Annotated in this window: 10 protein-coding genes; 6 read left to right on the top strand and 4 right to left on the bottom strand. The window is 47.9% G+C overall.

Annotation, left to right across the window (positions count from 1 at the left end; all coding sequences use genetic code 11):
* Positions 1 to 77: 77 nt before the first annotated feature.
* Complete coding sequence (malZ, locus tag ACZ5R2_RS16795) at positions 78 to 1,868, top strand: maltodextrin glucosidase (RefSeq protein ID WP_464903432.1); 1,791 nt, start codon at positions 78 to 80, stop codon at positions 1,866 to 1,868.
* Between the two features lie 94 nt (positions 1,869 to 1,962).
* Here malZ and ACZ5R2_RS16790 read toward each other — a convergent pair whose 3' ends face one another.
* Positions 1,963 to 2,868, bottom strand: coding sequence for a MalM family protein (locus ACZ5R2_RS16790; RefSeq protein WP_464903433.1), 906 nt, complete (start codon positions 2,866 to 2,868; stop codon positions 1,963 to 1,965).
* An 80-nt stretch (positions 2,869 to 2,948) separates the two neighbouring features.
* Entirely contained in the window at positions 2,949 to 4,292 is a 1,344-nt protein-coding gene (gene lamB, locus ACZ5R2_RS16785) for a maltoporin LamB (RefSeq protein WP_464903434.1), read from the bottom strand.
* A 441-nt stretch (positions 4,293 to 4,733) separates the two neighbouring features.
* Between lamB and glgX the strand changes: the two genes are divergently transcribed.
* The 4 genes from glgX to ACZ5R2_RS16765 all read left to right on the top strand — a co-directional run bounded on the left by glgX (position 4,734) and on the right by ACZ5R2_RS16765 (position 11,519).
* Positions 4,734 to 6,692, top strand: coding sequence for a glycogen debranching protein GlgX (gene glgX / locus ACZ5R2_RS16780; RefSeq protein WP_464903435.1), 1,959 nt, complete (start codon positions 4,734 to 4,736; stop codon positions 6,690 to 6,692).
* A 379-nt stretch (positions 6,693 to 7,071) separates the two neighbouring features.
* Complete coding sequence (locus tag ACZ5R2_RS16775; protein WP_464903436.1) at positions 7,072 to 8,778, top strand: GGDEF domain-containing protein; 1,707 nt, start codon at positions 7,072 to 7,074, stop codon at positions 8,776 to 8,778.
* Positions 8,779 to 9,105: 327 nt separating this feature from the next.
* Entirely contained in the window at positions 9,106 to 10,443 is a 1,338-nt protein-coding gene (locus tag ACZ5R2_RS16770) for a sodium/glutamate symporter (protein ID WP_464903437.1), read from the top strand.
* A gap of 173 nt (positions 10,444 to 10,616) precedes the next feature.
* Positions 10,617 to 11,519, top strand: coding sequence for a LysR family transcriptional regulator (locus tag ACZ5R2_RS16765; protein WP_464903438.1), 903 nt, complete (start codon positions 10,617 to 10,619; stop codon positions 11,517 to 11,519).
* A gap of 63 nt (positions 11,520 to 11,582) precedes the next feature.
* Here ACZ5R2_RS16765 and ACZ5R2_RS16760 read toward each other — a convergent pair whose 3' ends face one another.
* Positions 11,583 to 11,858: a nitrogenase-stabilizing/protective protein NifW gene (locus ACZ5R2_RS16760; protein WP_464903439.1), complete on the bottom strand. Its 276-nt coding sequence runs from the start codon at positions 11,856 to 11,858 to the stop codon at positions 11,583 to 11,585.
* Between the two features lie 337 nt (positions 11,859 to 12,195).
* Between ACZ5R2_RS16760 and ACZ5R2_RS16755 the strand changes: the two genes are divergently transcribed.
* Positions 12,196 to 14,034 carry an ABC transporter ATP-binding protein gene (locus ACZ5R2_RS16755; protein WP_464903440.1) on the top strand — a complete coding sequence of 613 codons (1,839 nt, stop codon included), beginning with the start codon at positions 12,196 to 12,198 and terminating at the stop codon, positions 14,032 to 14,034.
* A 619-nt stretch (positions 14,035 to 14,653) separates the two neighbouring features.
* Here the strand turns inward: ACZ5R2_RS16755 and ACZ5R2_RS16750 are convergent.
* The gene (locus ACZ5R2_RS16750) at positions 14,654 to 16,303 is read right to left on the bottom strand and encodes a FapA family protein (protein ID WP_464903441.1); all 1,650 of its coding nucleotides are present in this window, start codon (positions 16,301 to 16,303) and stop codon (positions 14,654 to 14,656) included.
* Positions 16,304 to 16,441: the final 138 nt, after the last annotated feature.

The following is a 16,441-nucleotide window of genomic DNA, read 5'->3' as shown; positions in this document are numbered from 1 at the left end:
AGTTATCGCCTCAATAGTTATTCTCTCTGGCACGGCGATATAGTCAGGGCAGTTCACTCAGTTTTAATGGAGTACAGATGTCACTGCCGTTTATTTTTCATGCCCAAAGTGCTGACTGGTCGGCGCTTTGTGAGCGCACACTTACCCTAACCCTAGTTACCGAACGAGGTCTAGACTGGCAAAAAGTGCTGATCCGTCATGAGCCGGACAACGAAGAGCAATTCGAGAGAATGTCTTTGATCAGACAAACCGACCAACTATGTTTTTGGCAGGGTAAGGTGGAGCTGCGCCACGACCGCGCGCTTAATAACTATGTGTTTAAGCTAACAACGACGGACCAGCAATACTGGCTCTCGGCGCTTGGTGTGAGCAAGCGTATGCCGGGGCTCGAGACCCACTTCAAGCTCAATCCTGACCACCAGCCTCCAACCTGGGTCAATCAGCAGGTGTTCTACCAGATCTTCCCCGATAGATTTAGCAATATTAGGCCCGAGATCAGCGTGCAAGATGACCAGTTTGCTCTAGCTGATAGCACCAAGCGAGTGGTGAGCAAGGCTTGGGGCGCCCCCGTCGACACTCATGCTGGTAATGGGGGATGGGAGTTTTATGGCGGTGACCTCTACGGCGTTGAAGATAAGCTAGACTACCTGCAGCAGCTTGGTATCACCGCGCTTTATCTCAACCCAATCTTTAACGCGCGCAGCAATCATGGCTATGACACCACCGACTATTTCAATATTGCCCCGCACCTGGGCACCAATGCTGATTTCGCCAAGCTGTGTGAAGATATCCATGGCAGAGACATGAAAATCGTTCTCGATGCCGTGTTTAACCACACCTCAACCGAACACCCTTGGTTCAATAAACTCGGTCAACACTCGCAAATCGGCGCCTACCAATCCCCGACATCGGACTATCGTGACTACTATCTTTTTGCTGGGGACAGCAACCAATATATCGGCTGGAACGGAATTGACACCCTTCCGGTGCTCAACTTCAAAAACTCCGCGGTGCGTGACATCATCTATCAGAACGACCACTCGATTATCAAACACTGGCTCAAAGCGCCCTACCACATAGACGGCTGGCGCTTTGACGTGATCCATATGCTGGGTGAGGGGGAAGGTGCGAAGAACAATGCCCATTACGTCAAGGCATTCAGAGAGTCTGCCAAACAGGTTAACCCTGAGGCTTACATCCTCGGTGAGCATTTTTTTGAGGCAAGTGGTTGGCTGCAGGGCGAGCAAGAAGATGGAGCGATGAATTACTACGGTTTTGCTCACCCTCTACGCGCCTTACTGGCCAACAAAGATATCGCGCTCGACCCGATATCGATTGACATGCTTGAGTTTCGCGACTGGCTAGCAGAGGCGAGAGCGAAACTGCCTTGGGACAATCAGCTAGCCCAGCTCAATCAGCTAGACAGCCATGATACCCCACGCTTTTTCAGTCTAATCAGCGAAAGTGAGCCATTACTCACTATCGCCGCTACACTGCTGTTTACCTATGTCGGCACACCGTGCCTATACTACGGTACCGAAATCGGCATGCCAGGCGGTGCAGACCCCGATAACCGCCGCTGCATGGAGTGGGAGCGAGTCCAGTCATCCTCATTACTGCCGATATTTAAGCACTTGATTGCATTGCGTAAATCTCACCCAGCACTGCAGCGCGGCGCATTAGTCGAGCTACACTGCGACTCCGAAAGCTGGCTATTCGCCCGCCAACTGGAGCAAGATGTCGTCTTAGTCGGTGTAAACTTATCCCAACACACCAAAGTCGTAAGCCTAACAGCCCCTCAACAAGCACTGCTGGGTATAGACAAAGCTGAGCTCCAAATTACTCCAGTCTCAGCTATCATCATGTAACTTAGCAATACGAGGAGTTCGATGCATGTACCCAACTCCTCGCCTTTCACTTCTCGAATCCCGCCTGTTCTCTCCTCTCACCTCGACCCTGTGTTTATTGTTTGTTAACCGCTTTAATAAACGCCTCTTGCGCCCCACCAATATTTAAGGCTTTGGCTTCATCAAGTAGGGCTAAAGCCTTATCGAGCATACCGGCCTCAACCGCATTCTCGATGCCCGTGATGTAAAAGTTAGCTTGCGCTTGAGTCGCACCGGTTTGCGCCTGTTCCTCAGTGCTACCAACCACTATCGATGGACTAACATCCGTCGCCTGCTCGCCCTCGGCCAACTCGCGTCCAAATTCTTGCTGGGCAACATCGCTGCTGGCGACCACAACTGACTCTTCTACCACGATCGCCTCATCGACACTCACCAATACCCCTAAGTGGCCATAAGGAGAGTGAGGAATAACAGGATTGGGGACATCCGGTGGATAGTTACCTCGGGCAATCGCATCCAGCTTGACGGGGTGGATTACCTCAGATTCTCCCTGTGTTAGCTCGGGAGTGGTATAGATTAACAGCTTAACCGTCTGATTTCCCACCGGCTGGATTTTTGCTTGTGCCACCAATCGGTCACCATTCATCCCGTGGGCATGTTTGTATTTAAAATCATCATCACCAAATACCTTGAGTATTTCGTGATGATGATTTAGCAGCATGGCATTTGGGTAAAAAACCGTATTTTTAAACTGGCTGACGATCTCAATCTCCAGCTCTTTACCCTGAGTATCCACGTTGAAAGCAGCAATCGAGCTCTTGCCACTGTCTAGGTTCATGGTTTGGTTAGTTTGGTCAATTTTAAAGTCGAGGTAGGTATTTGGCGTCGCCGTCAGCCATTGCACATCGGCATAGCTCTGTGCGACTTGCGCCGTATTATCAAAATTAAACTCTACCACCTCGGTCGAGGTGCATCCCATCAGTGCCATGCTAATCGCGCAGCCGAGAACCAATTGTTTCATAATCACCTCTTCTATGACGAAAAAAGCCGACTTTTGACAGCCGGCATTGATTTATGGACTTTTAAATTAGGAGGCGTGGATTACCACCATGCTTCCATTTGGATGCCAACGCTGAATTCAGAGTCTGCAGTTGCTTTGCTAGTGTTTACATCTGTCGCGAAGCTATCACCTTCATGATTCATTAGGTAAGAACCATAAACTCGGATTTCAGGACGAGCCCAGAAGCTAGAGCCTGCTGACCATGCTTGTGCTAAGGTGAACTTAGAACCTGCACTCTTGGTAGTCTTACCATCATTCTTAACCTCATCAGCGAAGTAACCCGCCTCCAAGATAGTTCTCATGTTCTCGTCCCATTTGTACATTGGACGAACGACCGCATTGTACGCCGTGATATCGCCGTCGTCAGTGTCGTTAGCCTGCGCGAACATCGCAACGTGACCCACTTCAATTGCATCACCTAAGCCTGTTACACCCCAGTTGATTAAGCGATAGCCGTTCGCGTCGTTGTTGTCTTTTTCACGGCCAAACCAACCACCACCGCCATAGGTCGCCATCTGCTTACCGTAAGATGAAGTACCATACTGAACAATCGTTTGGTTAAAGCCATTTGCTAGACCTTGGCCTAGGACAGCCGTCACCAATACACCATCATCTACTTGAACGTCTTGGCCTTCAGCTTCAGAAGCGAAGTCGTATGCTAGGGCTAGCTCAAGGTTAGCACCATCCCACAGGTCAATGCCTGCGTAACGAAGATCAAATGTGTAACCAGTAACTTTTTCGTCTTTGAACTTCTCTTTGTTTTCGTAACTGTTTGGATTCGCTCGAATAGCTAGCTCACAAACCGCATCACCTTTACAATCCTCGATCTCTTTCTTTGCAGCTTCCGTTAGAACAGCTTCATTACCGTCAGAAACTTTCTGGCTACCATCATTGTGCATTACAGCCGCAGAGAATTTACCGCCACCTACAGATAGGTTTTCGATACCACCGCCAGCACCGCCTGACGTATCTAGGAAGTAGAAGTCAGTGATGTGGATATCTTTACGCTGGTAGTAGCGCTGACCAGCCCATAGTACTGCGTCTTTGTCGCTAAACAGGCCTTTCGCTTGTACGTTCATTACACGTAGTGCCGGCTCTTGGCCTTCCCAGTTGTTGTTACCGTCTGCACCGTAAGCCACCAATGACTCAAGGTTAAAGGTCACATCACCTTGGCTGTAAAGCTCTGCGTTTAGGCCAATCTCTGCGTAAAGGTCTGATTCGTTACCTAGACGACCAACTTTATTCTTTTCAAATGTAGCGTGCTCACCAGTACCACTAAAACCAGCACCTGCACGAGCGTAACCGTGGAAATCAACTGCAGCTGCGAAAGCACCAGCAGAAAGAGAAGCAGCAACAGCAGCAGCAATTACACTTACTTTTTTCATTATTAACTCCGTTTAGGTTTTTTATTCTTTTTCTCTCTTGTTCAACCTAAAAGGCACAATAGGTACAGCAGAAAAGAGAGATAAGATGGGATCACACTCTTTGGTGGGTTCCCCGTTTTGTTTCAACGGTTGTTAGAATAAGCGGGGCTGATAAGGTTGACTTCCTCCACCCCTGATTAATTTAGGGGGGATGAGAAAGGAGGAGAAAACGGGGGTTACGCCTCTATTTTCGGTCGGATCACACTATTTAGGGGGAGGAGACACGGTCGCGATCACAAGTTGACGAAGAAAGTGCTACGCAGTTCAAGTTTTATATATACGTGCTACTGCAAAAATGACACAAATAAATAGTAAATTATTATCTAAATGTGGCACTTGCATTTGGATCGACAAAGTTTTTTACTAATAGTTCACATGCAAGTCCGAAATGACGGCCAAATAATGAACAACAAACGCACAAAACCAATAACCCTTGGTGCGGCCCTTGATGGCTCAGGATGCCAATTTGCGATCCACGCACCCAATCAACCTTTCTTGAAACTGGCACTGTTTAGTGACGGCAATAACTATCAAACCTTTCCACTGGAATCTGATTGCCGAGGTATACAGTCTGTGTATATTGAAGGTGTGAAAGCAGGACAGAGATATGGCTACATTGGTCGTGTCGAAGGCAAACCGCATTTTATTTCCGATCCCTACGCCAAGGCACTCGATGGCCCAGTTCTCTACCCTCGCCCATTCGATTCAACCAATAGTTTTTCACTGCCAAAATGCATCGTGATCAATGATGATTTCGACTGGCAGGGAACGGATCATCCCTATATTCCGCGTGAAGAGACGATTCTGTTTGAAACCCACACCAAAGGGGTAAGCAAACTCAACCCGTTGCTCACAGCAGATGAACAAGGCACCTATCTGGGCCTTATCAACGAGGATATGCTCGCCTTTTACCGCGCGCAAAACATCAATACAATTCAACTGTTACCAATCGCAGCGTGCCTAGATGAGCCACATTTAGAGCCCCTAGAGAAGGTTAACTACTGGGGCTACAACCCCTACGTGTTTATGGCACCCGATCCGCGCTTTGCACAAAGCGATGCGGTTACCGAGCTAAAAACTGCGGTTCGCGAGCTGCACCGTAATGGTATCGAGGTGATCTTGGATGTGGTGTACAACCACACTGCAGAAGGCGGCGATGGCGGCTCTGTACTTAACCTCAAGGCGCTCGACCCAAGATACTATCTAAGGCAAAACGACCATTTCATCAACTACACCGGCTGTGGTAACACGGTGGATATGGAGTACCAACCGTCACTCAACCTGGTAATGGATACCCTGCGCTATTGGGTGACGGAGTATAAGATCGATGGTTTCCGCTTTGATCTTGCGGCAACACTCGGGCGCAATGGCGAGCAATTTAACCCAGACGCTGCATTTTTCCGTGCCGTGGCCCAAGATCCGGTTCTGAATAAGATCAAATTGATCGCCGAGCCGTGGGATATTGGTCCAAATGGATATCAAGTCGGCCAATTCCCTCTCGGTTGGAACGAGTGTAACGACAAACTGCGTGATATTACCCGTAGCTTCTGGCGCGGTGATCATGGCTATTTGAAAGAGTTTGCCACCCGCTTGATGGGCTCACGCGATCTCTACAGTGCCTCAAACTGGCCCTATAACCTGACGGTGAACTACATTACTTATCACGATGGCTTCACCATGCAGGATCTGGTGTCCTACAAGCACAAGCATAACCAGGCCAATGGCGAGAATAACCGCGATGGCCATGGTGATAATCGCTCCGATAACTATGATATCGAGGGACCAACCGATAATCATGCCATCAATGAGTTGCGTGAAAAGCAAAAACGTAACTTCATGACTAGCCTGTTGTTTTCATTTGGTATCCCACACATCCTTACCGCAGATGTACTCTCTCACTCTCAACAAGGCAACAACAATGCCTACTGCCAAGATAATCCGATCAGCTGGCTGGATTGGCGCTTAAATGAGCGCAAGAAGGCGTTTAAAGACTGGCTGGCTGAGATGATTGCGGCAAGACAGAAATATATGGTGCCGTTTATCCAAGCATTCAGTGGCCATAACCGCAACCAAAACCGCGTTTGCTGGCGCCGTGTCAATGGTGGTGAGATGTCACACGATGATTGGAACCAACTACGCTCGGTGTCAATGCATATGGGTATTGGTCAAGATGGGGATGAGCTGTTCTATTGCATCAACCAAACCAACGCCCCTGCAAGGTTTGCCCTGCCTAAAGATCGCAAGCAAGAGTGGCAAATGATCTGTAATACCGACTCACATGAACTGCACCGTAGCGTCGATCAAAGCCAAGTTCTCGTCGAACCATGCTCGATCGCTATCTTCCACTACACGGCTAAATAACGGGAGCGGGTTACACTGCGTTCCGAGGTGCGAGGAGCGAGTAGACACCAGGCGTGTCAAGCTCCTCGCTTCATTCCTGTTACTGCTTGATCTGCGAGGATCCTTTGTAAGAGTAGTAAGCATGGATCTAATTATTGTACGTTCAACTAATTACGCGCGTTGACCTCCTCGAAACTCGCTCCTCGAACCCCGCCCCTGCATTTAAGTACAATTTGTTTACACGATCCGCTCCTTATTTTGCATTGAACAAAAAGAACGATATCGTTAACATAACAGTCATACATTAATAACCTCTCTATTAACAACTGGATTAGAGCAACGGATGGCTTTACCTAAGTTTTTGATAAGAATCATACCAGTATTAGTGATTTTGCTTTGCGTGGGTTTGTTTACAACTGGCGCAGCCCAACTCGCCCAGCAACAAGAGCAGCGCGATAAGCAATTACAACTGAATTTACAGATTGCTCATGAGGTATTGGCGGCTCAATTGAATAATGCGATGAGCAAGCTTCGCCTGATCGAACAAGCAAACCGTGAGCCGACACACCTGCAACTCGCCACAACAGCTTTAAAAAAGAATATCGCATTTAATGACATCATCTGGGTCGATGCCCACCAGGAAAGCTACCTGTCACTTGCCACCAATACCCAACATGCGATGCTCGATGCCAACCTGAGGTGGCACCAAGTTGAAGATATCTCTGAAAAGTTTTGGGTCTCATCGGCCTATCAAACCTCATCAGGCAACTGGGTGTTCGCCCTGCGTGATGGTGATTCCTCCAATCAACAGAGTTTCTGGATCGAGTTTGACTTACGCTACTTAGCAGCAAGACTCCATGCGTTAAAATCAAAGGCATCCGATTCACTGTTTGTGGTGGAAAAACACACTGGCACAATTTTTATTCATCCCAATATGGAGCTCGTTGGTACCTCATTTGATAGCAATGATGCGGATATTCAAAAGCTGTTCGCGCCTCACGGTGAGGCGCGTAGCTCGCTTGATTTCCACCCAACAGCGCTCAAGGTGGGAGACTGGTATATCGATGATCACAATGGTTGGGTGTTATTATCTGGTCAAAAAGACTCACTGATGAGCAATAGCCTGCTCCCTTGGGCACTGGTTATCTTATCTTTGCTGTTCGCCGTTATCTTGCTATATCAATATCTCGCTCGACAACTTACTGATTCACTCGAGCGCATTGCCCGGTACCAAGAGTTGAACCAGTTTAAGGATGCGGTTAAATCCCTGTTTGATCGCTTTACCTATCACTCCGGTGTCTCATTATGTCTGTTCGACACGGAATCACAGCAATTTCAAACCATTGACTACCATGGCAACCTGCATACCGTCCTTATTGATGGCGTGCTCGGCGAGCAACTTGATCAACAGCCCGTGATTTACACTCGCCGACGTCGCAAAGATCCGCTTGCCAAGACGCTCAACCTTCATCGAGGACATTATGTGATCCCGCTTCATGGTGATAAAGGACTCTCTGGCGTCATCTATCTACAGACTCGACTGCCTGCTCCCAAAGTCTTACTCAAGATGGTACAGAGCTACTGTGCAATGGCACTCAACCGCTCACTTCTCAAGGCGAAAGTCACCAATAAAGATGCACTAACTCAACTCGAAAATAAGCAAACTATCCGTGCCCAAATCAATCAACACCTTGGTCAAGCCCAGACTTACTTTGCTCTGCTGGATATTGACCAACTCAAACAGATCAACGCAAGTCACGGCCACCTTGCTGGTGATAAAGTCATCGCTCATATCGCTAAGCTACTGCAAACCTGTTTTACCAAGCCAAATGCGCTGTGTTTAGCCCGCTATGGTGGAGGACAGTTCTGTATTTTGTTTCGCGCCTGTGACGAGGCTAATGCCTATGAACAGTGCGAACTTTTGAGGCTCGCAGTTGAACAAGCGCAAGTGGAGGAGGGATCGACCTTAGTCACGTGTCAGATAAGTATAGGCGTCTGTCAAATACGCGATAGTCAGCAAACAACCATCAATTGGGCGGATAAAGCCCTGTGTCAGGCGAAAGGACTGGGTCGGAATCAAGTGGTTCTCAACACCTTCAATGACTGAATCGGAAGTGTTTGGTTACATTTGCCACGATCGGTTCATATCTGTACAATAGCCGCCTTTTTCACAGTAACCTGACAAAACGAACAAACGACATATAAAAACATTTAGCTGCAATTAGCTAATTTTTAGCGCAAATTGACGCATTTAGACACTTTATCTAACGCTAACTGCCTACACTGAAATCGAAGTAATACGATAAATTTCCATCAGCTGTAGCCTGCTCTTTTACACTCTTGTTGTTTGTTTCGGGTCCTAGGGAAGGTACCACTTATTACCTGGGAGCTGTTCACCTTAACGCTAAGCGTTAAACAAACAATAGGAGATATTATGCCTCAGGGTTTAATGCTATCTGATCTTGCCATTGCAGGCGGCCTGCTTATTATCGCTAAGATACTGCGTGTCAAGATAACACTGTTGCAAAAGATCTATATCCCATCAGCCGTATTGGCAGGCCTAATTGGCCTAGCACTTGGTCCAGCGGGTTGTGAAATGCTACCTTGGACCGATACATTTACAGCCAATGCAGGTATCCTAACTGCAGCTCTATTCTCTGCACTGGGCCTCGCAACCGATGTACCATCACCAAAGGTTGTCGCCCAACGTGCCGGCTCTCTTTGGGCCTTTAACCAAATAGCATCAGTTTCGCAGTGGTTGTTTGCCGCCATGTCTGGCTGGCTAATCACCTCACTCTTCTGGCCAGAGATTAGCGCAGGACTCGGTGTGACAATGTCTGCAGGCTTTATGGGGGGGCACGGTACCTCTGCTGTGGTTGGTGATATTTTTAATTCTCTGGGTTGGGAAGATGCGTTTTCAATCAGTCTAACCTTTGCCACGGTTGGGATTTTCCTCTCGATCGGCATTGGTATGCTTATCTTACAAATCGCTCTCAAGCTTGGCTGGATATCGACATTTACTAGTTTTGATAAAATGAACGAGTATGAACGTAAGGGTCTTATCAATCCTTCACAGCAGCAGTCGGTGATGAAAGACACCACATCTTCGCTATCAGTTGACGCCTTTGCCATTCACGCGGCATTGATTGTCGTGGTGACCGCGTTCTCTTATGTAGCCGCTGGCTATTTGTCTTCATTCCATGACAAAGTTCAGATCCCTACCTTTGTAACCGGCTTTTTGGGTGGTATGTTAGTGCGCATTATAGCCAAGCAAACCAAGGCTTCGGATTACCTGTGCGACGGTGCGTTTAAACACGGCGCTGGGATCAGCACCGATTACCTGATCATCTTTGGTATCTCCTCGATTCAAATTACCGTTTTGGCAAACTACCTTGCGCCAATGATTGTCCTAGCTTTTGGTGGTGTACTCTTTACCCTATGGCTGGTGCTGTGGGTAGCACCACGTATTCTCGGTGATGACTGGTTTGAAAAAGGTATCTTCTCGTGGGGCTGGCTAACCGGTACAGTCGCAATGGGCATCGCGCTTTTGCGTATTGTTGACCCAAATATGCGCAGCAAAGTGCTCGATGATTACGCCATCGCTTATGTACCGGGCTCAATTACCGACATCTTTATCATTTCACTGATGCCACTGGCGATGTATCATGGCATGCAGTGGCAAGCGCTGGGCGTTGGTGTTAGTTACATTGCCGTAGTACTGTTTATCTGGCGCTTTGTGTTCAACAAGGTTGGCCAAACCGTCAAGCAATAACTGATTCTCGCATCGCCTGACTACTCATAAATATCCACGAGGAGCCTATGGCTCCTTTTTTTCATCTCCTCACCATTGAGGACACTGCCCGTCCCAATCTCTCGCCCCGAATTTAGGCATCTCTTCGCGTTGGAGTTATAATCTCAGTTTTAGTCGCTGGTGAATATTTCCTTATGCTCAATCGCACTTGGCTTGCGACCTTTAAAACTCTGGTTGAGGTCGGCCACTTTACTCAAACCGCAGAAAAACTATTTATGACCCAACCCGGCGTCAGCCAGCACATTCGTAAACTCGAGCAGGCTTGTGGCCACAGTTTATTAACTCGCTATCAGAAACGCTTTGAGCTAACCGAGCAAGGCCAGCTTATGTACCACTACGCTTGCCAACTTGAACAGCAAGAGCAGCAACTGTCTGAGGCGATGCAGTTAGACTCCCCCCACATTGGCGAGTGCCACATTAGTTGCTCAGGAGCCATTGCGCTTTATCTCTACCCCAAGCTACTTGAACTGCAACAGTCACACCGCCAGCTGCAGTTAACACTTGAGGCCGCGCCCAATGCAACCATTCTCAGTAGTGTTGAACAGGGTAAAACCGACTTTGGTATTGTTACCAGTATTGACCACCCTGAGATATACAGTGTCTCCCAATTGGGTAGTGAAGAGCTGTGCCTTGTATTGCCAAAACACTATGCGCGAGAGGAGCTCAATTTTTCCAAGCTAGATCAACTAGGGTTGATTGGCCATCCCGATGCTGAGCGTTATCTCAAACTCTATTGCGCTCAGTGTGCAGAGTCCGAATTAGAATCACTCGATGCAAGCCGATTTACGCGCTCGGGATATATTAATCAGATCCATCAGATTCTTATTCCAGTAGCAAAAGGCCTGGGCTTTACTATCCTCGCACAAACAGCAGTGGACAACTGTTCGTTCAAAGATCAGCTGCACGTCTTCCAGCCAAAAGCCAGCGTTAAACTGCCTCTGTCTCTGATCCATAAGTACCACCGTGAATTGCCCGCGCGAAAAGAGTTGATCAGGCAATACATCCATCAACAGTTTGAATCAAAGATCGATAAGTAGGATGGCAAAAGTCGCTGAGAGTTTTACATTGTAAATTAGGGTGCTTAGCACTCAAAATAACACTCATCGACGTAAACACGAAGTGCAGCCACGACAAGCCGAGCGGGTGTGAGGGTCGAGTCGACCACGTTGGATCTTACAATACGCCGTTCGCAGCACTCGACGGGCGGCAAACCAATCCTGGGGCTTTTGCAACATCAAATAGCCGTCAAAGCGCTTAAACAGTGGTATTCGGTACTCAGCAATAAATGCAGCGTCATAGTCAAGCTCAAACAGATCAAATACCTGCTCTAGTGTCTTGCACGCTTCGATCTTATTTATTATCTCGCTGCTCGCCATGATAGTTGCCTTGTTCTCTGCGGTAATTGGGAATCACGGCCGATAATAACATATACCCAAGCAATTCAATGCTCGTACTGGCGGCACTGCGCCAGTGTCAAATTAGAAATTGTGGGTATGTGGAACACACTCCACTCGCGCGTTTGGTCTTTGCGGCTAGCAAATAGGAAAATTTGCTCTAACAGGCCGTCAACTCGTTGGGTCTCAGTGCGCATGGGTATATTATGATTATATTGAACGCGAGTGTTGCGCTTTTCTTTTTTTTCCTCCGCCAACTCGCTCTTGCCATCTTTTTTGTCACTCGTCCATTTTGGTCACTGACGCTTTAGGAAGCTGTATGTTTAAGATATTCGAAGGTTTCACCAAGCCCTTTCCTTCTGACTCGCCTAAGCCCCCCCCAAAAGGCATTTTTGCTTTTTGCCGTCACTACACGCGTGGTTTTGAAGTTCCCTTGATCATCATGTCGCTTATGTCGACAATTGTCGCTATCGTCGAAGTCGCCCTGTTTGGCGCGATGGGAAACTTAGTCGATTGGCTCTCTAACAGTGACCCAAGCACCTTTTGGCAAGATAACCAATCGCAATTGATGGGTTATGGTCTGTTGCTGCTGGTGGTGATGCCACTGCTGGTTGTCGTCTATTCGCTATTAGTTCATCAGTCACTGCTGGGCAACTACCCAATGTCTATTCGTTGGCTTGCTCATCGTTATCTACTCAAACAAAGTGTTACCTTCTATCAAGACGACTTTGCCGGACGCGTAGCGACCAAGGTGATGCAGACCTCCTTGGCAGTGCGAGAAACGGTCATGAAGACGATGGATGTATTTGTCTACGTTAGTGTCTATTTTACCGCTATCGTGGTACTGCTTGCACAAGCAGATTGGCGGTTAATGCTACCAATGCTGGCCTGGCTGTTAGCCTACGTTGCCATTCAAGTTTTCTTTGTGCCACGACTCAAACAAGTCGCGACAGAGCAAGCCGATGCACGTTCAACCATGACCGGACGTATCGTTGACAGCTACACCAATATTGCAACAGTAAAACTCTTCTCGCACACCGACCGAGAAACTCAGTATGCAGAAACCGGGATGCGCGGCTTTTTGGATACGGTCTATCGCCAGATGCGATTGGTTACAGGTTTCGATGTTGCGGTTCAAATTACTAACTACCTATTGGTATTTTGTATTGGTGCTATCTCTATCTATCTATGGATGGCGGATTCAATTAGCGTCGGTGCAATTGCCATTGCGATTGCACTTGCACTACGGATTAATGGTATGTCGATGTGGATCATGTGGGAGGTCGGTGCCCTGTTTGAAAATATGGGCACGGTCGTCGATGGTATGAAGACGCTGTCAAAGCCTATCGACATTGAAGACAAATCCGGAGCACAACCCATCAATGTCGCGCATGGTGGCATCAAGTTCGATAACGTCAGCTTTCACTACGGTGAGAAAAAGGGCGTGATCAGCAATCTAAACTTGGATATTCAACCCGGTGAAAAGGTCGGACTGGTTGGCCGCTCCGGTGCTGGCAAATCGACCCTAGTCAATCTTCTGCTGCGCTTTCACGATGTCGAGTCGGGAAGTATCTCAATCGACGGCCAAGCAATCGATCACGTAACCCAAGATTCGCTGCGTGCCAATATCGGCATGGTTACGCAAGACACCTCACTACTTCACCGCTCGATTCGAGATAACATCCTCTACAGCAACCCGAATGCGACAGAGAGTGATCTTCGCCGGGCTACCGAACAAGCGCACGCTGATGAGTTTATTCGCACTCTCACTGACCCGTTTGGTAATGTCGGCTTTGATGCACAAGTTGGTGAGCGAGGGGTTAAGCTTTCTGGCGGGCAACGACAGCGCATTGCCATATCCAGAGTGTTACTGAAAGACGCGCCAATCCTAGTCCTGGACGAGGCAACCTCTGCGCTTGATTCTGAAGTTGAAGCAGCGATTCAAGAAAGCCTCAATCAATTGATGGAGGGCAAAACCGTTATCGCTATCGCACACCGCCTCTCGACTATCGCTGCAATGGATCGGCTGATTGTGCTCGACCAAGGGCAAATTGTTGAGCAAGGCACCCATCAACAATTGATCGACCAGGGCGGGATCTATGCGCATTTGTGGGCTCATCAAACTGGGGGATTCATTGGAGGTGATAGCAACGAATAGTCACCTAACTCGACATGTTGAGAGGTGACTATCACCTCTCGATGCTCAATTCATCAAAATCCCTTTGCTTTTCAACATCCAATCGCTAAGCCCCTGCCCAGACAATTGTTTTTACACTGTAAATTGTTAAGTTGAACTCTCTAAATAAAGCGCGTTACCAAGCTCCCTGATTCCAGACTTACTGCACCTGATCAACAAGCTGTATTGGTTGTGCGACAATTTGTTCATTGATCATCGTACTGTCGCGATTCTGTCACAGAACTGTCAACCGTGGAGGTAATGATGACCTCATGCAGACTACGATAACGCTCCAAATTCATCGAAAATGTTTCAAGAAACCCCGCTAAGTTATTACTATATTGTGAGTTCTATCGTAGAAAGTATGGCTAGGAACGATTAAATTCGAACTGTAAATAATATTGTGGTGCGCAAAAAAAGTTAAGCACCAATCAAGTTTCAGGAGGAAACGATGAAAAAAATGAGAAGAGCTCAGTTGCATCGCGTTCGTATTCAGTACTGGAAAGACAGCGCTAAAAACAGCAACAAAAAGTAAAACCATAAAAATGCAAAACGCCCACTCAAGGGCGTTTTAAATTTCTCTCATCGGACTGACTACAGTCTATTCAACCAAAGCACTTCGTTTGATCTCGTATTGATCAAAAGCAAACAAGCTCGCCGAGTGCTCCTTAGACACCGTCATACGCTCATCACCCAACTGCAGGGTAACATGAGGATAGACTCTCGCGGTCACCTCAATTGTGTTGCGCGACAATCGCTCCTCGAAATCCATTTGGTGTAACTCTATCGCGTCCTTGGCTTTGACCAAATTGGCGTCCACCTGCTGCTTGAAGTTTATCAGATTCTGCTCTGCCTCAGCGGTGCGCTCTGACTTAGCTCGCTTCTTAAAAGCGATCTCTTTACGTATCACCTCCATCGTCTGCTCTTGCGCATCACGATACTCTTGTTTGAGCTCTTCAGCGCGTTGACGGAGCTGGTGATACTCGGCAAAGGCCGCAACTGAAGTCGGAGTATTGCCTTCAACCCCTAGGCTAACACATACAAGCTTGCCCCCCACCTCGACACTGCCGCCGCCCAACGTTCCTTTGCGACGTGCATTGTCCATCACAAACAGGTCTCGTCCGGTGTTCACTTCACAGTTAAGACAGTGAATCTTGAGCTTGATATCTTGCTTAGCCAACACACGACTGTATTGCGCATAGTGAGCAGTAATAGTGCCACCACTACGAACATAACAGGTTTTCTTTTCACCTTCGGAGACATTGTGGCCAATGATCCCCTTGGCCACAATCACATCATTGCCGGCCTCTACATGCGCAGATTCAATAAAACCACCAACAATCAGCTTACCACCGACCTCCACTCGCATGTCCGATTCAATATTGCCAGAAACGAGCACACTGCCGTGAAACTTAATATGGCCAGATTCGACACCAATCGTCTGGAGTTGAATAACATCGTCCACCACCACAGATGTTGGCTTGGTGATCGGCAGTCCAGCCTGAGTGGCAATCAATATATTGGGTTGTGAAGTGCTTGGAGCCGCTCCTTTTGCCATTTGAAAAGGCGTGTCTTTTCCTGGTTTAGATGGAATTAATTCGCCAAGTACCGTAATACCCGGACGTCCGTTGGTCGGCGGCTCACGACGCATGAGCGGCTGTCCCTTGCGTACAGTCAGGGTTTTACCACGATCAAGCATATCAATTTTACTCAAAGAATCATTATCTGGCACTGCTGAGCGGTTCTTTGTGAACAATGGAATAAATTGAGCATCCTTGCCATCAACGGGCAAACGCCCCTGAGCAAATGGAATTGTCAGCTCTTCACCAGGCGACAAAACAGAACTTTTGAGCAGTGCTCTCTTGAGGGCACGCTTATTAATCCCTTTGGTCACACCAGCGTCTTGAATAACATTGATGATCTGGTCCGGCTGCAAACTGCTACCGCCATAAGCGCCAGTTACCTTGAGACTGGCAACCTGCTTATCCTCACTGAGATGTAACTCAAGCTTGGCGTTTGTACGCTCAGCCAGACACATACCGCTACGTGCGTCATTCGTCGCTTCTTTGGCGTGGCTTACAAACCGCTTGACCTCTTTCTCATCAATCTGAAGGCAAGACGCCCCTAGTTCGGCCAGCGCTTCAACTAAGCCATGTCGGCCAAACCCATGCCCCATTCCGGAATTGTCCTCTGGAAGTTGAGCAATGACTGCCGCGCCATCATCTGACCAATTTAGTAAACCTGTCCACATACGTTCTAAAGGGTATTGTTTTGATTTTTAAATAATAATGTTTTAATTGAAGGACATACAGCCAAATAGCAAAAAAATCTGTGACGGGTCACTGAATCTAACGGCCTGTACTGTCAAACGGCAAACTTTACCCTAATC

The sequence above is a fragment of the Vibrio sabulosilitoris genome (assembly GCF_055391395.1).
This window is presented reverse-complemented; position numbering and strand designations above follow the sequence as displayed.